At 46.8% G+C, this 20266-nt stretch carries 12 protein-coding genes and 1 pseudogene; 2 read left to right on the plus strand and 11 right to left on the minus strand.

Translation table 11 applies throughout. The features are described from left to right. Positions 1-59: 59 nt before the first annotated feature. From L5L91_RS02310 to L5L91_RS02345, 8 genes are all read right to left on the minus strand, one after another. Positions 60-743, minus strand: a complete 684-nt coding sequence (locus tag L5L91_RS02310) for a DUF2982 domain-containing protein (protein WP_263235581.1) — start codon at positions 741-743, stop codon at positions 60-62. Between the two features lie 57 nt (positions 744-800). Further along, complete coding sequence (locus L5L91_RS02315) at positions 801-1502, minus strand: YdcF family protein (protein WP_263235662.1); 702 nt, start codon at positions 1500-1502, stop codon at positions 801-803. Between the two features lie 218 nt (positions 1503-1720). Further along, the gene (gene mak, locus L5L91_RS02320; protein ID WP_212600040.1) at positions 1721-2638 is read right to left on the minus strand and encodes a fructokinase; all 918 of its coding nucleotides are present in this window, start codon (positions 2636-2638) and stop codon (positions 1721-1723) included. 61 nt (positions 2639-2699) lie between these two features. Then, positions 2700-3506 carry a 3'(2'),5'-bisphosphate nucleotidase CysQ gene (gene cysQ / locus L5L91_RS02325; protein ID WP_263160647.1) on the minus strand — a complete coding sequence of 269 codons (807 nt, stop codon included), beginning with the start codon at positions 3504-3506 and terminating at the stop codon, positions 2700-2702. Positions 3507-3863: 357 nt separating this feature from the next. Next, complete coding sequence (rfbD, locus tag L5L91_RS02330; RefSeq protein WP_263235583.1) at positions 3864-4973, minus strand: dTDP-4-dehydrorhamnose reductase; 1110 nt, start codon at positions 4971-4973, stop codon at positions 3864-3866. A 6-nt stretch (positions 4974-4979) separates the two neighbouring features. Beyond that, complete coding sequence (locus tag L5L91_RS02335) at positions 4980-5744, minus strand: phosphatase (RefSeq protein WP_028760589.1); 765 nt, start codon at positions 5742-5744, stop codon at positions 4980-4982. 50 nt (positions 5745-5794) lie between these two features. Further along, positions 5795-9016: a DEAD/DEAH box helicase gene (locus L5L91_RS02340; protein ID WP_263235584.1), complete on the minus strand. Its 3222-nt coding sequence runs from the start codon at positions 9014-9016 to the stop codon at positions 5795-5797. A gap of 263 nt (positions 9017-9279) precedes the next feature. Next, positions 9280-11154 (minus strand): DUF885 domain-containing protein, encoded by a 1875-nt coding sequence (locus tag L5L91_RS02345; protein ID WP_263235586.1) that lies wholly within the window; start codon positions 11152-11154, stop codon positions 9280-9282. A 567-nt stretch (positions 11155-11721) separates the two neighbouring features. On the opposite strand from L5L91_RS02345, the gene L5L91_RS02350 reads away from it, so the two are divergent. Continuing rightward, positions 11722-11931, plus strand: a complete 210-nt coding sequence (locus tag L5L91_RS02350) for a cold-shock protein (RefSeq protein ID WP_006080998.1) — start codon at positions 11722-11724, stop codon at positions 11929-11931. 110 nt (positions 11932-12041) lie between these two features. Here L5L91_RS02350 and L5L91_RS02355 read toward each other — a convergent pair. Beyond that, positions 12042-13988 (minus strand): annotated as a pseudogene (locus tag L5L91_RS02355) (monovalent cation:proton antiporter-2 (CPA2) family protein). 170 nt (positions 13989-14158) lie between these two features. On the opposite strand from L5L91_RS02355, the gene L5L91_RS02360 reads away from it, so the two are divergent. Beyond that, positions 14159-15049: a GGDEF domain-containing protein gene (locus L5L91_RS02360; RefSeq protein ID WP_105249714.1), complete on the plus strand. Its 891-nt coding sequence runs from the start codon at positions 14159-14161 to the stop codon at positions 15047-15049. A 140-nt stretch (positions 15050-15189) separates the two neighbouring features. On the opposite strand, the gene tilS is transcribed toward L5L91_RS02360, so the two are convergent. Next, on the minus strand, positions 15190-16629 hold the full coding sequence (gene tilS / locus L5L91_RS02365; RefSeq protein WP_263235587.1) for a tRNA lysidine(34) synthetase TilS: 1440 nt from the start codon (positions 16627-16629) through the stop codon (positions 15190-15192). Between the two features lie 41 nt (positions 16630-16670). After that, positions 16671-20144 (minus strand): DNA polymerase III subunit alpha, encoded by a 3474-nt coding sequence (dnaE, locus tag L5L91_RS02370; protein ID WP_263144935.1) that lies wholly within the window; start codon positions 20142-20144, stop codon positions 16671-16673. Positions 20145-20266 lie beyond the last annotated feature (122 nt).

The raw sequence follows: 20266 nt of genomic DNA on the forward strand, positions 1-20266 counted from the left end.
ATTGGGGACCCTAGGGTCCCCTTTTTTATTGCTGATGATCTTCAATTGAGATTGTAGATTTAACCAGCTGAGCGGCTACATTGTGCAATACGTTGTCTAAGTAACTTAATAAAGTCCTTAGGTTCCCTATCTAAACTGTCATGGGGAATATACAAGTGATACCCTAAACGCGTATCTAACATCATGCAGCGATGCCCAAACATAGCCAATACGCCACGATAACGATCCCCTTCTATCACTAAAGGGCCAAACTCAGCGCCGAGATAAGTTTCTAAAGTCGCTAAGTCTGCATCTTGAGAGGCAGCCGTCACCAGCAAAGGTCGCTGTTCAGTTAATAATCCTGTTGCTAGACGCAGGGAAATATTATCGAGAATGGGATTTAAATGTTTCAGTTTAATGCCTAAATAAGATAACTCTATAGTATCTAAACCATTAGTCACCCGCGGAATATCGACCCGCTGAATATTATCCCAATCGATAGCCACTTTGCCGCGGCGATGAAAATAGGTCAGCCCCTTGTCATCTAATGCTAGAGTCGTTTCCGGCTCATACACCTTGGCTAAACCGAGAATGAGTGAAATCGCGCCCAAACTAAAAAACATCAAACCAACAGCAAACAAGGCCGGCCACGTCAGAAACAGTCCCAAACCCAGCACCAGACTTAAGCCTCCCAGCCAAGTTAAGGTTAACCCATTTCGTTTCGATAAAGGACGCACAGATACTATTTCTGACTCAATTGTCATTGTTCATCTTCCTGTTAAAACTCGCTATCTTTAGACTGAACTTGGCAAACCACACCTTTAACTTACGGCCTTTATCCATAACCACAAACGGCCAATGTATTCGTGAATCGCCCGCTGAGAAGCCACTAAATTATCGGCGGTTAACCGCCACCCAAAATCATCTCGGCCAATAAAATCCGTTGGGGCAGCATCTGGGTGTAAGCCTTTAGCGTCGAAAATAGCCATCGCTCTTGGCATATGAGTGGCCGATGTGACTAAGCGAAAGGGCTCCTCCCCTAACTCCCACTTTAAGTATTGCGCTTCTTCTATCGTATCGCGCGCCAGTGGAAATTGAATAATTCGGCTTTTATCAACACCTAACTCTACCGCGGCTTTAGCCATCATTTCAGCATGGGAAAATTGAGTGAGTTCACCGCCCCAGCCGCTGACGATCAACATACACTCTTGACCCAACTTAAGTTGCCGAATTCCTTCAGTTAACCTTGTAAGGGCGACGTCCGATAAGGATTGCACCGCCGTCGCTCCCGCTATATCAGCATGCCCTGAACCTAATACCATCACAAAACAAGCGCCTGTGATGGGCGTGGAATTAATCGGATAAGCTGATTCTAACGGCCGCACTAAGGTATTTACACTCAGTTGACTGCTTAAAAACAGTAAGAGAAAAAAAGCGCAGGATACTAAGTATTTCGCCATACTGCGACGGCGCCATACTAAAAAAGAAATCAGTAATAACAATAGGATAAAGGGAATCGGCATCATCCCCTGTGAAACAACTTTCTTAACCCAAAACATGATGTCCATGCCAAGCAATCCAAAGGAGCGCAATCATAGCATCAAAATACGGGGGTAATACATCGCACATAAAGCTAGCCCAGCGTTTTACTGGGCTATTGTTTACAAGACTCTGATATCACTAGACGTTGATTTCATAGCGTAATGAGTTCACTGGTTGAGTTTATATCCTCAATAATGGATCACTTTTCCCACAACCAAGCGGCACCGCGCACTCCCGATGAACAACCGTATAGATTCTGCACCACAGGCGTATGACACTCACGCCCCACCACATAATGGGCCAGCAATGCCGGTAATCTTGGGTAAATCGCCGCGACATTCGACATTCCGCCGCCCAGCACTATGGCATCGGGATCGAGCATATTGATCACATGTGCGAGTGAACGAGCGAGTCTATCCATATAACGATCAAATGCAGCAACCGCAATGGCGTCACCTTCATCGACTAACAACATAATATCGGCACCTGATTTTGCAGCGGCGCGTACTGTACCCGCTGCCGTCAAAGCCGCATTATAATCACGTACAAAGCCAGTGCCAGAGATAAAGGTCTCGATACAATCGGGATTGCCACAGAAGCAACGGGTGGTATTGAACTCTTCCTTAGTCATCCAAGGCAAAGGATTATGACCCCATTCACCGCCGATACCATTACCACCACCGTGAACTTTGCCGTTAATTGCCACACCCGCGCCGCAGCCAGTACCAATAATCACGCCAAACACCACAGAAGCGCCAGCGGCTGCCCCATCGACCGCCTCTGATACCGCAAAACAGTTTGCATCATTGGCAACCCGCACTTCACGCTGCAACAATTCCCCTAAATGTACATCGAGGGGCTGACCATTGATCCACGTCGAGTTAGCATTTTTGACTAAACCTGAATAGGGCGATACCACACCTGGAATACCCACGCCGACAGTGCCTTTCTCGCCAAGAGTCGCTTCCGCTTCCTTAACTAAATCAACCACCGCAGCAAGCGTGCCCTGATAGTCACGTGGCGTCGTCACACGTTTGCGAAATAACTCATTGCCCTCATCACTCAGTGCGACTAATTCTATTTTTGTTCCGCCTAAATCGACGCCCATGCGCATCATGAATTACCACTCCAGTGTTTAGCTTGCCCTTTCATCAAGTGAGATTGATGCAAGGCAATCGTTATTTTACCCAGCCAGGAGCTGTGGCAATAAAGTAAGGGTTTAAAATGTCAGGTTTTTGATTATAAGTTAATGGTTCACCTGAGTCATAACAGACAACTGTGCCGCCTGCACTTTCGAGTACAGCTTGCGCCGCTGCGGTATCCCACTCGCTGGTTGGGCCAAGTCTGGGGTACAGATCGGCACTGCCTTCAGCCAACATACAAAACTTAAGCGAGCTACCCACGCTTAAGATGTCATGCTCACCAAACTGTTGTAAATATTGCGCTAAGCCAGGGCTCAAGTGCGAGCGACTGCCGACAATCATCGGCATTTCGCGTGGCGTATTGGCGCCCAATAAGGGGCTCTCTTGACCCGCTTGTTGGCGCCATGCACCTAAATGTTTAGCGCCGTAATAATAGGTATCGAGCACAGGCGCATATACTACACCTGCGATAGCAACCCCTTGATGGATAAGTGCAATATTGACGGTAAACTCGCCATTGCGCTTAATAAATTCCTTAGTGCCATCTAAAGGATCAATCAACCAATAGGTTTGCCATTGACGACGCACGTCCCACGCGATATCCGCCGCTTCCTCAGACATAATAGGAATACCGACAAACTGCTTTGCCAATGCCGCCACTATCACGTGGTGCGCGGCTAAATCGGCGGCCGTCACAGGGCTATCGTCCCCCTTATGGCTCACCGAAAAGTCATCTTGACCATAAACTGTCATAATGGCATTGCCTGCGGCTTTGGCAATCGCGACCACTTGCAGTAGATCTTGTTTGGTCAATGTCTGCGCTATTGTCGTCTTGTCTGTCACTGAAACTTCCTTAATGCATTAAATATCTTGGCATTATGCCATTGTCATCCAAGGGGAATTTAGAACAAATTCATCATACATCAAGCAAAATAGACTAAGACTCGCAGCTTAAACCGCGGCGCACAAAACCACAGATAAACAAAGTGATTACGATACTAAGGCAAGCCATTGGCGCTGAGAAGAGGCTTAAGTCCAGCTGCATTCGTATTCACAGCCTATGTTTTCATATTGATAGTCTAAAGCCGTCGCTTAAATCTGATTATTGGCGGGCTTTTTGTTTTCGAAAGCGTTAATCACTGCGATGACGTAAACGCTTAACGCCTGATTAAAACTGCCTAAACCCAAATGTGAGTCACGTTAATTGTCGTCATAATAGCGTCGCAACATGCAATTCAGTTGCTGACGCCAATCTTGCCATACGACGTTATCAGGCATAGACAGTGCGGTATTGACAGCCAAAGCGGACTGCACTTTGGCACTATTCAACACGCTATAACTCGGTCTTTTTGCCAAACTCACGCCGCGATTTAATGCTTGTTTAGCATAGTGAGCACTGGTAATCGGCTGGATAACCACAGGTTGACTTAACAGATTGAGCGCTAGGGCTTGTCGCTGGATTTCACAGGCAAACTCATACCAACTGCATTGGCCTTGAGCGCTGTAATGAAATACGCCCGAGCACTGTTGCATGACTAATTGCCAAATCACCTTAGCGAGTGCATCACTCCACGTCGGACAGCCGATTTGATCGACTATCACCTGCAATCTTGGTTGAGTGCGCATCAAGTTCAGCATGGTTTGGACAAAATTATGCCCATCTTGACCGTAGAGCCATGAGGTACGCACAATCGTTGCGCGCTCCCCCAAGATGGCCACTACCTTCTGCTCGCCGAGCAACTTACTCTTACCGTATACAGACAACGGCTTGGGAGCATCGAGTTCAACAAATGGCCTTGGTAAATGATTTGGAGCTGAGTCTAGATTTTGATACTGCTCAACGCCAGTTTCTCTAACATCACGGACAGCATGACCACCAAACACATAATCGCTCGACACATGCAGCAAGCGGGCGCCCGACTGCCAACATTGCTGCGCCAGTAACTCAGGGCCGAGTGCATTCACGCCATTCGCTTCGATTGCATCATGCTCAGCAGCATCCACTGCATTATAGGCCGCACAATTGATCACCCAGCTTGGTCGATATTGAGTAAACACTGCGGCAATATTGGCGGCATCGGTAATGTCTAACTGACTACGACTTAGCGCATAAAGCTTAATTGGTGCGACTGAGTTTGTACTTGTGCTGGTATTTGGGGCTAGCTCGCCAATATCGGCAGCGACTCTCAGCAAGGCCTGAGCGAGCTGACTCTTCGCGCCAGTGATTAACACCACTTGAGGAGTGTTAGCGACTGTGGCACTCGCCGCCCCGCATTGAAGTGGCGTCACTTTAGTTGCCACTATTTTCATCACTAATCAACAGCATGGCTCATCGTCACTGAATAAGGGGATCAAATCAGCAACGGTTTCATGGCCACGGGCGGCTAAAAAGGCTAAGAGTGCTGAAGGACTACGATTGAGTAATCGTGATGGCGGATAAGCCACTTCATCGATAATCGCTTGCGCCCGCGCAAAACCGCCTAAGCTAAAAGCCACGTGGGAATCAGAGCCCATAACTAAAATAGTGCCAAATTCCTTGGCCGCTTTGGCAATCGCAGTGCAATTGGCTTCGCTGCCCTTACGGGAAACTTCAAAGGAGGAATTGTTAATTTCAAGCGCCACACCGTATTCGGCAGCGGCACGGGCAACGGCTTCAATATCAATCGGATAGGCGGGGTTACCCGGATGAGTAATGATATCAACCTTGCCGCTCTTAATCGCATTAATCATGGCCTCTGTGTGAGTCGCTTTATCTGACGGAGGATAGACGGGCTCATGAAATCCTGCGAGCACAATATCGAGCTGCTTTAAATAATCGCCAAAGAAATCAATCTCGCCGTCGATATTTTTGATATTGGCTTCGATACCCCGCAAAATCCCGACGCCATCAACCATACGTGGCAAAACTCTTAAATTCACAAAGTGCCAAAAATGCGGCGCATCGGCCATCGCAGGCCCATGATCTGTGGTGGCAAATAGGCGAATCCCCTTCTGCTTTGCCACCGCTAAGTAGTCATGAATTGTGCTATAAGCATGGCTCGAAGCCACAGTATGGGTATGAGTGTCGACTTGGTACTGCATGGTTCACCTCAGTCAAATGATTCAATCAATTTAGAAAAACTAGCCACTATTTAGCTAAAAAGCGATAACAGTTCATCGGCGCTTCCTTGCCATGTGCCCTTGCCTTTACCTTCGAGAATACTGTCCGCCAGACTTTGCTTATGCTGCTGCATTTCTTGGATTTTTTCTTCTACTGTACCTTCTGCGATCAGCTTATAGACAAACACGGGCTTATCTTGACCGATACGATGGGCTCTATCCGTAGCCTGTTTTTCCGCCGCCGGATTCCACCAGGGATCATAGTGGATCACAGTATCCGCCGCGGTGAGATTAAGCCCAGTGCCGCCCGCTTTTAAGCTGATTAAGAACACAGGCGTATCGCCCTCTTGAAACTTATCTATCTGCGCTTGACGCAGGCGAGTTTGTCCTGTGAGCTTACTGTAATCGAGCCCCAAGTCCACCAGCTCAGCTTCAATCAAGCTGAGCATGCTAGTGAACTGGCTGAAAATCAATATCTTACGTCCCTCTTGCACCATCTCGGGCAAGTTTTGTTTTAGCCAGTCTAACTTAGCATTATTCTTCACTTTCTGCGCTTGCTCTAACTTCACCAAGCGCGGATCACAGCAGGCTTGGCGTAGCTTAAGTAAGGCATCGAGAAACTCGATATGACTGCTACCAACGCCTTGAGTGGCAAATAAATCCCGCAGTTTTTTCTCCATCACCAGTCGAATACTCTCGTAGAGATTTCGCTGATCTTTTTCTAACTCTAAGCTCTGGGATATTTCGGTTTTAGGGGGTAATTCACCGACCACTTCATCTTTGGTTCGGCGCAGCACAAAAGGCGCAATCCGTTGACTCAAGATTTGCGCTTGCTCCATATCGCCATAACGTTCGATTTTGTGCCTAAAGGATTTGTTAAAGAAGGCATTCGTGCCGAGTAATCCTGGCAAACTAAAATCCATCAAGGACTTAAGTTCGCCTAAGTGATTTTCAAGCGGCGTACCCGACAGGCACAATCTAAACGGCGCTTTAAGATCTTTAATCACTTGAGTCACTTTCGCCTGCGCATTTTTTATCTGCTGCGCTTCATCCAGCACGATATGTTCAAACACCTGCCGTTGATAATAGTCACAGTCGCGCACGATCAGCGGATAGGTCGTCACCACAATATCAAACTCATTTAAGCGTTCGAGCAAAGGCTTGCGTAAAGCACCATGAATAACGACTAGCTTTAACGATGGCGCAAATTTCACGGCTTCTTTCGCCCAATTGCCCACTAAGCTCGTTGGGCAAATAATTAAACTCGGTGAACAACTTGCCACCGTGGATTTTAGTTCTTGCTGCTTAAGTAAAAAAGCCAAGGTTTGAATGGTTTTACCCAGCCCCATATCATCGGCCAAAATACCGCCAAGCTGATATTCCTTTAAGAAACAGAGCCAATTTAAGCCTTGCTGTTGATACTGGCGTAACTCAGCATTTAAGTTGTCTGGGACTGTGACCTCTAACACACCGTTAAAATTTTCGAGCTTAGTCGCTAAACTGCGCACTCGTTCACCATTAAGCAAACGAATATCACTGTCGGCAAAATCATTTAATAGGTGGGCACGGTATTTAGGCAAAGACACGCTGTTGCCTTTGTGGCTATCGAACAGTTCTAAAATAATGCTGATCAGCGGCTTAATCACGCTGGCTTTGACTTTTAACCAATCACCATTTGGGCTTGGTAACAGCAGTTCTGCATCATCGGCGGGCTCACCGTACTGCTTAAGCCAAGTGGCAATTAAAGGCAACATAGGCACTATTTGACCATCAATGTCAGCATTCAGTGACAGAGAAAACCAGCCCTCTTGCGTATCATCCAGCTCAATCGCCAGCGGAGTATCAATAACATTTAAGCTGAAATTGTCGGCAAAATGCACTTGGTAACCTAAAGCCTCTAGCGCCGGGATTTCCTGTTGAATAAAGTGCAACCAAGCATCAATCGTTTCAGGCAGTGAACCTAACCCCCAAATACTGACATAGCTGCCACTGTTAGGGATAAAAGAAGGCGCAAGCTCGATCAGTTCCAATGCCATCAAACGATTAATCGCATCCATTTCCGCATCGAGTTGACGCGCGACTTGATAGGTTTTGCCTTGATGGGTGACTAAGGACAAGGGCTCGTCGGGATACTGACCGCCGAGCACCACATCTTGATAGACAAATTCCAACAGCACTAATGGCTGCGCCATAGCAAACTCAGGTAACTCCTGCGAGGTTAAGGTCAACCTAACTTGAAGCGGCACTTGCAGCTCGACAAAATCAATCAAAGCAGGCGTAGGTACAGTTTTCGCCGAAAAATGCTTAATCAGTTTGTGGCTCACCAGTTCAATCTGTGAGCTAGGCACTGGCGGCATCTGACTGAGTAATAACAGCTTTTCAACACTGATCTCGGTATCCAATGCGCCCACTTTAAAATAATCTAAATCAATATAAGTCGGTGGCTCACAGGGGATAAGCTCCCAATTGTCTTTATTGGGCAGCGTTAACTGCATCTGTTTATGTTCGGCATCCTTATCTAGCCAAATGAATTCAGGCTTGCTCGCTTCACCTCGGGTGAGCGGTAAACGACTCTCCTCCCAAAAACACCGCCCAGTGACGAGCATTTTTTCCAGTGCCATGGCACCTAACTGAGCTTTAAGATACAGGCGAGAGGCACCATGGCGACGAGTTGACATGATGAGATTGATGATGAGCACGTCTTCAGCGCCAATCCAAGCGGGCATGTAATATTGCACGTCGGATAAAGCGATTTTCGAGCCTTTGTTATAGCCACCATTCTTCGCCAACTTGCCTTTTCTTAGCTCAAGAAAGACACCGTTATCATCTTTAGATAACACGTACAGCACACGATCGTCGTAGAGTAAATCAACATTTGAAACCGTGAGATCATCACTTTCGTCTAGCAGATGTAACCACTGAGCAATACGTTGATCTTCAACGGTTCTATCACTCAGTAAACTGTAAAGTACGGCAGCAATATGTTTGCAATGCCCAGTGGCGGGACATGAACAGAAGCCATTCATGATCAACTTATGGTTCATGCTGACAAGGCGAATATCCTGCCGATAGGGCTGGGATTCCGTCCCCATGACACGACCTTCAATATGACGAAAATCGGCGTTCGCTTTGGCGCTCAACACCCGTCCTTTCATCACATAATCACGGGCGCGCATTAAGGTTGGCGGCGTGAATAATGACTCAATCGTGGTTCGAGTCAATTGGATAGGATCTTGGGGGGACAAGCGATTCATGTAAAAACCTTGAAACTAAAAATATCAACTCCGAGCAATAGCAAGCCATTGCCGCGCGACATTTATCAATAAGTTGTGTGGGATTGTATTGAAAGCCTTGGCCGAAAGCCAGAATGATAGCCACGATAGACTGCCCCACCATGCCCGCAGGATAAAAATAACAAACTTATCCGCAGACAGGGAACGGGTCTCATCCAGAGCAAAGTCATTGATAAATAATACTTTATTATCAATTGCTGAGCGTTAACTGTTACAACCAAATGCTAAACTTTCGCTTTAGCGTCAGTGGCTTTGGCCTCAGCATTTTTTGTATCAGCACTTTTTTTATCAGCAATGTAGCGATCGACTAATATTTCTAAGATATCCAAAGGAACTGCACCATTCTTCAGAACTACATCGTGGAAATCCCTGAGATCGAACTTATCACCTAAGGCCAACTTGGCTTTTTCGCGCAGTTCGAGAATTTTCATCATACCAACTTTATAAGCCGTCGCTTGACCTGGCATAACGATATAACGCTCAATCTCAGCCGTGACATCACGATCGGACATGCCAGTATTTTTCTTCATATAGTCAATCGCTTGCTCGCGAGTCCAACGGCTATGATGAATACCTGTATCTACCACTAGACGCACAGCGCGGAACAACTCTGCCTGCAAACGACCGATATTATCAAAGGGATCCTGTTGAAAACCAAGCTCCCAAGCCAAACGTTCGCTATATAAAGCCCAACCTTCAATGTATGCCGTAAAAGGCGCCATCTTACGAATAAGTGGCATACCTTCTAACTCCATCGCCACTGCAATTTGGAAATGATGCCCAGGGATCCCCTCGTGGTAGGCTAAAGTGCGCATACCGTATTTAGGCGTGGCCTTGATGTCATATAAATTGGCATAGAAACGCCCTGGACGACTACCGTCAATCGCGGGCTGCTGATAATAGGCACCCGGTGCCGTTTTCTCTTTAAACTCAGGAATACGCACCACTTCCATGCCCGCTTCGGGTCGAATACGAAAGGCATCACCGAGTCCCGCATTCACTTCATCAAGAATCGCTTGATAATCGACGAGGATTTGCGCCCTACCCGCATCGCTATCCTCGTAGTAAAACTTAGGATCGGCGGCTAATGCTTCAATCGCGACCGAGAAACCTTGGCCCACATCGTAACCTTCAGCGGCTAATATAGTCATGATTTCATTTTGAATGCGATCTACCTCAGCCAGCCCTTTGGCATGGATTTCATCCGCAGTGTAATTGGTGGTCGTGAAGAACTTCAGCAGTTGCTCATAGGCAAGGTTGCCATTAGGCAGCGCCCAATAACCATCATCCGTCCCAGCTTTGGCTTGTAGCTGGGTAAGGTAGTCGATAAATAATTGATACGCTGGATGCACATAACCTTTAATGTCCGCTTCCGCCGCTGCCAATAACCGTGCTTGCTCATCGGCACTGATATCCGTGTCAGCCAATTTAGTTTTGAAGGAACTGTAGAGAATATTGTCTTGCACTGGCGTCGCGACAAAATCATTCATCTCGGTGAGCACCCGCTCAATCACGAACTTAGGCGGAATAATCCCCTTAGCCTCACGAATTTTTAAACCTTCGAGAGTTTGCGCAAACTTAAGTTTCACTTTTTGTAAACGCGACAGATAGTTTTCAGCATCGCCCACAGAATGCACTTGGTGCTGCGCTTGCATAAAGCTTGGATAACCATTTTGCACACCAAACAACTGATTCAGCGGATAGTTATGGTAACGATACGGCTCAGAGATCAGCGCGAAATCGGCAAGATATAGGGCAATATCCTTGGAGATACGTTGATTTTCATCTAAATCCGCATCGGAATAGCTCAATAAGGTTTCACGCAGATCTCGCACTTGCGCGAAAGTCTTATCCATCGCCTCTGGACTATCATCATCCAAATCGGCGTTATGGCCTGTAATCCCTACCGATTCTAAGAAACCCAATGAGGTTAAGGTCTCAGGGCTTTCGAAAGCCATCTTGACCACACTTCGATCTAGAAATGCGCGAAAGAAAAACGGTTTTTTCGCAAACCATTCATGGGCTGCCAGCGCCACTAATAACAGCACTAAGACTAAGCTGCCGAGTCCAATCCGTTTTAGTACTGTTTTCAACGTCATTCTCCATTCTTATTATATTCAATCTAAAGTTATCGCCCTGAATCCATAGCTCAAGCACGTTTTTATTGGATGACGAGAATACCATTAACCACAAATAAGCAACAATTCAATAACGTAACGAATCATGACAGAATCCTTACCTAAGCATATAAGCCGTATTTAAACCTAATGGAACGGATTGAAAGGTTAATCGCAGGTCAGTCATGGCAAACATAAAAAAACTTTCACACTAGATAACAATCAAAAATAAAATCTAAATAGTTGAATATTAATAGTTATATCTAATTTGCGCACTCAATGAGTCGCAAAAAAGCAGTTTCAATATGAGAGGCATTTAAAAATAAAACTATACAAACCCCTAGAGTATGTTAATCTGCACTCCGGCCTGTGATTCAGACCTATTTATAAGCAATATTATGTATTTGAAAACCTTCGCTACGCCTGTAATATTTTTTTTGCTGTCATGAAGCTTTCCACTCATAACTTATCATCAATGTAAATAATTCTATTTCTGGCTAACATACCGCATAATTGCGAATTATTTGTTTGAAAATTTTGGAGACATTCATGTCTAAAACTACTGGTGTAGTTAAATGGTTTAACGAAGATAAAGGTTTTGGTTTTATTTCTCCTGACAATGGTGGCGCTGACGCATTCGTTCATTTCCGCGCAATCGTTTCAGAAGGCTTTAAAACTCTTGCTGAAGGTCAAAAGGTTTCTTTTGACATCGAACAAGGCCAAAAAGGTCCTCAAGCTGCGAACGTAGTTATTCTGTAATTAGACTTTGTCTAATTTAAGTTAACAAGTTCCAGACAAAAATGCCGACACTATGTCGGCATTTTTATATCTGCATTTTCATCCATCTCAAAAGAGTGACCCTCAGGCCTTTAGCCATGTAGGAGCTTAGCCTCAGCTTTCTCAAGTCGCCGTGGTTTACCCACTATCAGTAAGATATCCCCTGCACGAAAAACCCAGTCCTGCTCAGGATGTTCCACTTCAGCGCCATTGCGACGAATCGCCCTTAACTCTACTTTCAATGTTTCCCACATGATATCGGCAACAGTTTTACCAATCGCATCAGCCCCACGCGGTAATGCCACCGCATGCAATGACTCTAAAGTAAAATCAGTTTCTGTACCGGAAAAGAAGCCGTGTAAAAATTGATAATGATTGCGCCGCTCAGATTCTAGCCGTTTTAGGATCCGTGCCAATGGCACACCACATTGGTGTAGTACCTGCGATACTAACATCAAGCTCCCCTCTAAAGACTCAGGGATCACTTGATTAGCTCCCGCCTTTTTAAGCAAGTCTAGATCGCTGTCGTCTTTAGTTCTAACTAAAATTTTAGCCTCTGGTGCCAATAACTTACATAAAGGTAAGACTTCTTCTAAACTACGTGACTCACAAAAAGTGATAACGATCATCTTGGCCTGTTTAACACCCATTTGTTTTAAAATTGCCCGTTTACACACATCACCGAAATAAATAGGTTCGCCAGCACGACGCGCTTCAGTGACGCGCGTTGGATCGAGATCCAATACCAGATAGGGTACAGCTTCAGTTTTTAAAAAACGGGCAATGGTTTATCCTACTCGGCCGTAACCAAAAATCATCACCAGCTCATGATCATCCATCATCAATGGCACAGCTTCATCCACATGCTTTGCCTGACGGATCCCCAGCGCCCACTTAGCAATATCCACACTATGACGAACTAACCAAGGAGCTATTGCCATGGAAAGCACGGCGACCATGACTAATATGGTACTGATCTCATTATTTAAAAGTTGATAGTTGACCGCTAAAGCCAATACCACAAAACTGAACTCCCCCACTTGAGCTAAGCTCATAGCCGTACTCATCGCAATTCGAAAAGGCTCACCTACTAATCTTAAAATGCCATGAATGATCAGCGCCTTACCTAGCACAACCGCCACTAAGATCAGCAGTATCTGCCACCAGAAACGTATCACTAAGGTAAAGTCCAGCATCATGCCAATGGAGATGAAAAACAGTCCCATCAATAGATCGCGAAACGGTCGTATATCCGCCTCAAGTTGGCGGCGGTACTGGCTTTCTCCCAGCAGCATACCCGCCATAAATGCCCCCAGCGCCATAGATAATCCTAGCCACTGAGTAAAAGCCCCTGTGACAAGCGCAACGACTAAGGTCGATAATACAAACAGCTCATTGGAGCGAGAACGCGCAACCTCATCAAATATCCGCGGCAACGCCCACTTACCAAACGCCATTAAGAGGAAAAAAGCCAATATGCCTTTAAGCAAGGCAAAGGCGATGTCCGCGACCATCAAAGGTTCGCCGCCATTGGCCAGTAATGGCAATAGGATCAACAACGGCACAACCGCTAAATCTTGGAACAAAAGCACGCTGACGGAGAGTTCGCCGTGGCGGCGCCTCAGCCATCCCTGTTCATTGAGTAATTTAAGGACAATAGCAGTAGATGACAACGCGATGGCAGCACCGATAACCAAGGCTTCAACCCAATTCAAGCCGCACAATAGGGCCACGCCCATGGTCAACAAGGTTGTGATCACCATCTGCGCACTGCCTAAGCCAAATACAGTCCGGCGCATGGCCCACAGCCGCGGCACAGAGAACTCTAAGCCTAAGGTAAACATCAGCAGCACAACGCCAAGCTCGGCGACAGATTGCATTTGATGCTGGGTAAACCAATGAAAACCACTCGGGCCACTCACAACCCCTGTGAGTAAATAAGCCAGAATTGCGGGTAGGCCCAAACGACGCAGCGCAGCAATGGCCACAATGGCAATCACGAGCATAAGTAATACTTGGATTAAAAAGCTATGTTCCATTGGGGCTATGACTCCTGTCAAAATGCTGACATGTCAAAAAATCTAACGCTGAGTTTTAAGCTTAACTGAATGACTAACAAAGACAAATTTTATTAACAAATATTGCGGCACGGTATTTGCTTAGACTAGGTTAGAGATGTATCGCACTAACATTTGCTGGAGTGATGATTATGGACTTTGGCCTAGCGACCGAGCTGTATCCCGACGAATATCGCTATCAAACAGAACATTATAGTCCCAATGATAATCCATTGGACTTGATACAAGTGATCCAACAACTGCATGCCAGTTTAGATCCTAGGACAGTCTTTGCCTGCTATGGCAAAGTGCTGGGACAACACTTGCCGATCCAAGGCGTGCGCTTAACCTATGGCGAGCACAAATTCAGCTGGGGCAAACGTTATGGTATCAGCGTCAAACGACAGCTCATGTGTGCAGGAATGCCATTAACGATTCAGTACCAACTGGTGACGCCATTTACGCCATCACAAACCTCAAACTTACAGGATATTGAACCGCTGTTATTGCAACCTTTATTAAATGCGTTGCAATATCAAGAAATGTCAATGCAAGCTATGTTTGACTCGCTCACTGGCTTAGGCAATCGCCATTATTACAGTCAGAGTCTCAGTAATGCGACCGCCAGAGCCCATCGAAAACAAGGAGCAGTCGCTCTCATAGTGCTCGATCTTGATAACTTTAAACAACTTAATGATAAATTCGGCCATAAATGTGGTGACTATATTCTGAAGGAGTTTGGTGACATCATTCGTGCAACCATACGCAATACAGATCAAGCCTTCCGGATTGGTGGTGATGAATTCGTCATTATTGTCCAAGGCAATATTCATGCGGCTGGCTTGTTATGTGAACGGATTGTCTCGGTAATTAATCAGCACAGTAGTTTCAATCAATTTGGGGTGAGCTGTAGTTTAGGGGCGGCAGAATCACACGATACCATTGAAGCCGAACAACTTTATGAACTTGCCGATAAGGCACTTTATCAAGCCAAAGCCGCCGGACGTAACTGCTATAAACTCAGCCAAAATCAATTAGTTTAACACGCGCAGGGATGCCAAATGAAATGCGATAACTCACTCGCAGCGCGTACCCCATAAAGGTCTAAATCAAACTGACGCGCTGCGTTCCACTCTCCTCTCGCTTTCCTAGAACACACCAATATTCCAAGATTAACTCTCGACTAGAATTCCTTTGCTTCCTCAACAAACACCTGTAAACCAAGTCCATTCGACTCAACAATAAAGCCCTTTTCAACCCACAGTCCAATTGCCATCACCAGTTGCTCGCCATAAAACACAAACCCCACCTTTTCGCGTACCCAAGGCGGAATAGCAAACTCTTGCCACAGTTTCTTTAATTCTCGCCCCTTGCCACGGGAATGAGGATGACAGCGATATTGCCCCGCAAGTTGATATCGTACACTGACCACTTCATCAGGCCAAGGTAAGCGGACTCTGGGACCTTGTTCTGTCACTATCAGCCTAATCTGCTCACCATTCGCTAAGCCCGCAGGCGACACGACTAATTCGGTACTATCTCCCTGTAATAAAGAAATAAAGTCATGCTGTGGTAACGTCCAACTCACAGGCTGAGTGTGACGTTTGTGAGTTTGATACTTGAATAAATAGACTTGATTAGCAAAGCGACGGATTTCACACTCACCCACTCGAATATGCACTTTAGCATCGTCTTTCGCGTTAAGAAGCTGAGTGATGATTTGCTTAAGCTGCACCTTTGAGGGCAAAGCAAAACCTTGGGATTCAATAAAGCCACGTAAGAGTAACGCTTGCCAGTCGGCTGACTGTTCGGCAAAACCATCGAGCTTGAATACACTTTGAGTATGGTAAGGCGCTTGGGTTAACCATAAAGATAAACGTTCACTCACCTGTAAATCCAGCGTCGCCTGTTGTTCGGCGCACAATGCCGCACTGCGACTCGCAGTTGTCGCAATACTCGGCCAACGCGCTTTTAAGCGGGGAATGATTTCTAAACGTAAAAAATTTCGATCGTACTTATCGTCTTGATTACTTTCATCTTCGATATGCACTAAGCCTTGATGTTTCGCGTAGGCTTCAATTTGCTCACGGCTGATATCCAATAACGGCCGCAGTTGTTTGCCTTGTGCTAATGCTTGAACTTGTCCCATGGCCGCCAGCCCTTTCGGCCCCTGACCACGTTTCAGCGCCAGTAAAATAGTCTCAAGCTGATCGTCTTCATGGTGAGCTGTCAACAACACATCATTTTCGCTTAAATGCCGTTCAATCGCTTGATAACGGACTTTTCGTGCTTCGGCTTCAAGGCTCAATCTTGGCCCACGATTAACCGCGACTCGCTCAACCGTCACGGGCAGATCGTAATACAGGCCCCGCTCAAGGCAATGCTGTGCCCAAGCCTCAGCGTTATCGCTTAGGCCATGGTGTACATACACTAGCTGATAATTAAACTCCGGATGTTGCCGTGCAAACTGGCTTAAACCAAAGGCCAAGACTTCGGAATCAACCCCACCACTGTAAGCCAGCACTAACTTGCTGTCAGGCGCTAAGGATTGCGCAGCCAAAAAATCACAGATATGCGCGCTGAGATCGCCAGCAGTCAATGCTTCGTCAAACTTAGCCGACATAAGTTAACTTCATCTGTTTACACCTAAGACATTCGCCAACATTAGAATAAAATTCTCACCTTGTTTGGCCCGAGGAGCGATTCGAGCGAGAGCATTAAATCATCGGTCGGATTCACTCGCCAAGCATCGGCTAACCTAAACTGACCTTTGGCTTGAGCTTGAGTGTAATTGATCACCACAGGCACAGCGCCGTTACGCCACGGGCTTAGGGCTTGCTCGAAAGTGTCTAACGCCGATGGCGTTAACTCGCTGCCATCCATATCAATTTCCAGCGCTTTGGCAAAGTGGCTGCGCGCCTCACTGATATCTATGATGTTACGCGCCGTCATACGGTTGCCGCCGGCAAAATCATCGTAACTCACCTCACCTTCACAAATGAGGATGCGGTCTTTCTCCAGCAGATGATTAAACTTTTCAAAGGCTTCGGTAAACAACATGATTTCAAGACGTGCGCTCTTATCATCGAGCGTCAACAGGCCCATTTTCGAGCCGCGTTTGGTCAGCATCACTCGCGTTGCCACCACTAAACCCGCAGCCTTAGCGGTTTTACCCCGTTCGGTGGGATGCACATCTTTCAAACGACCGGACGTGTAATGCTTAAGCTCTTTTAAATATTGATTGATCGGATGACCAGTCAAATACAAGCCTAAGGTTTCGCGCTCGCCTTCGAGCCAAATTTTATCTGGCCATGGGGTACATTCGACAAACTGCTGCTTACTGTCTTCGGGTTCACTGTTGAGCAAACCAAACATATCGTGTTGGCCAATCGCCTCGGCTTTGGCGTGTTGATCGGCGGCGCGAATCGCTTCAGGCAAGGTTGCCATCATAGACGCACGATGCGGCCCAAGCGTATCGAGTGCGCCCGCGCAGATCAGCTTTTCAATCACGCGCTTATTGAGCTTTTTCAAATCGATGCGGGCACAGAAATCGAATAAATCCACGAAGGGGCCATCTTTACGCGCCTCTAAAATCGATTCAACTGGACCTTCACCCACGCCTTTAATGGCGCCAATGCCATAAACAATGCGCAAATCATCATCGACGGTAAATTTGAACAAGCCTTTGTTCACATCCGGAGGAATGAGCGGTAATCCCATACGCTCGCATTCATCGACCAAAGTCACAATTTTATCTGTGTTGTCCATATCGGCCGACATTACCGCCGCCATAAACTGCGAAGGATAATGGGTTTTTAGCCATAAGGTCTGATAAGACACAAGCGCATAGGCGGCTGAGTGAGATTTGTTAAAACCGTAGCCGGCGAACTTTTCCACTAAGTCGAAGATCTTCATCGACAAGTCGCCGTCGACGCCGTTATTGATTGCGCCCTCTTTAAAGATACTGCGCTGCTTGGCCATCTCTTCGGGCTTTTTCTTACCCATAGCACGGCGCAACATGTCGGCGCCGCCAAGGGTGTAACCCGATAACACCTGTGCAATCTGCATCACTTGCTCTTGATACAGAATAATACCGTAGGTCGGCGATAGCAGTTCTTTTAGTGATTCATGCTGGTACTGTGAATCGGGATAAGACACTTCTTCGCGCCCATGCTTACGCTCGATGAAGTTATCTACCATGCCCGATTGCAAAGGCCCAGGGCGGAACAATGCCACCAGTGCGATCATGTCTTCAAAACAGTCGGGCTGCAGACGTTTAATCAAATCCTTCATACCGCGGGATTCCAACTGGAATACCGCTGTGGTTTCATATTTTTGCAACAAGCGGAAAGATGCAGCATCCGTTAACGGAATCGCTTCGATACGCACAGGTGGGCGACCGTTTTTGACCTCGACCTTGTTCACCATCTCCAGTGCCCAGTCGATGATTGTCAAAGTACGTAAACCCAAAAAGTCGAATTTAACTAAACCTGCGGTTTCAACGTCGTTTTTATCGAATTGTGTTACTGGGTTTTTACCTTCAGCATCGCAATAGAGCGGCGCAAAATCGGTAATTTTTGTCGGTGCAATCACCACACCACCCGCGTGTTTACCCGCGTTACGTGTCACACCTTCGAGCTTGCGACACATGTCGATCAGATCTTTTACGTCTTCATCGGCATCATAGGATTCTTGCAGGGCTGGCTCGACCTCAAACGCTTTTGCCAGCGTCATCCCAGGTTCTGGTGGAATGAGTTTAGAAATTCGGTCAACGAAGCCATAGGGATGACCCAGCACGCGGCCAACATCGCGAATAACCGCTTTTGCCGCCATAGTTCCGAAGGTGATGATTTGCGATACCGCTTCGCGGCCGTACAATTCGGCCACGTGGTCGATCACTTCATCACGTCTATCCATGCAAAAGTCGACGTCAAAGTCGGGCATAGAAACCCGCTCAGGGTTGAGGAATCGCTCGAACAGTAAGTCAAATTCTAATGGGTCTAAGTCGGTAATCTTAAGCGCATAGGCCACGAGTGAACCCGCGCCCGAACCCCGACCAGGTCCTACTGGGATACCGTTATCTTTACCCCATTGGATGAACTCCATCACGATCAAGAAGTAACCGGGGAAACCCATCTGGTTGATCACTTTAAGTTCAATGTCGAGGCGCTCATCGTATTCGCCGCGTTTCTCGGCGCGCACCTCAGGATCAGGGAACAAAAACTCGAGCCGCTCTTCAAGGCCTTTCTTCGAACAATCGACCAGAAAGTCTTCGATGGACATATCGCCCGTCGGGAAGTTGGGCAGGAAATATTCGTATAAACGGATCGTTACATTACAGCGTTTAGCGATTTCGACACTGTTCGCCAACGCCGCAGGAATGTCGGCGAATAGTTCACACATTTCCTCTTCGCTACGCAAATACTGCTGTTCACTGTATTTTTTAGGTCGACGAGGATCGGCAAGGGTAAAGCCATCGTGAATTGCCACCCGAATTTCGTGGGCATCAAAATCTTCGGGTTTAAGAAACACCACCTGATTAGTAGCCACCACAGGGATGCCCTTCTCCTGCGCTAAGGCCACTGCCATATGCAGATAACGCTCTTCATCGGGTCGACCTGTGCGGATAAGTTCGAGGAAATAACGGTCAGTGAAATGGGTCTGATAAAAGTCGCATAAAGATTCGACTTGTGTGCCATTGCCCTTGAGCAGTGCCTTACCCAGATCGCCTTCTTTGGCGCCCGATAACAGCAAAATGCCTTCGTTATAAGTGAGTAACCACTCTTGGTCTATCACTACACGGCCGGCCACTTGGCCACGCAAATAGGCTTGGCTGATGATTTGGGTCAGATTCTGATAACCGACATTGTTCATCGCAATGATGGTTAAGGCACATAATTCACCGTCAAATCCAGGCACTTGCATCCAAAAATCAGCACCAATAATCGGCTTGATCCCCGCACCATGGCAACCACTGTAAAACTTCACCAAACCACAAAAGTTATTTTGGTCAGTCAAGGCGACCGCGGCCATTCCCTGCGCTTCCACCTGCGCCAAAATAGGCTTGACCTTGGCCACGCCATCGGTCATAGAGAAGTCACTGTGGACACGAAGATGCACAAAACGAGGATCGGACATAATTAGGATTATCTTTGAATAGCAGGTTAACAATAACTAGAAAGCAGACTAACAAAGTCACGCAGCCAGAGCCAGTGACTTTGCTGGATAACGGGAACTTATACCCAAACAACCTGAAACTC

Origin of the sequence: Shewanella sp. SM55 (assembly GCF_025654025.1) — a bacterium.
Classification (GTDB): Bacteria; Pseudomonadota; Gammaproteobacteria; order Enterobacterales; family Shewanellaceae; genus Shewanella; species Shewanella oncorhynchi.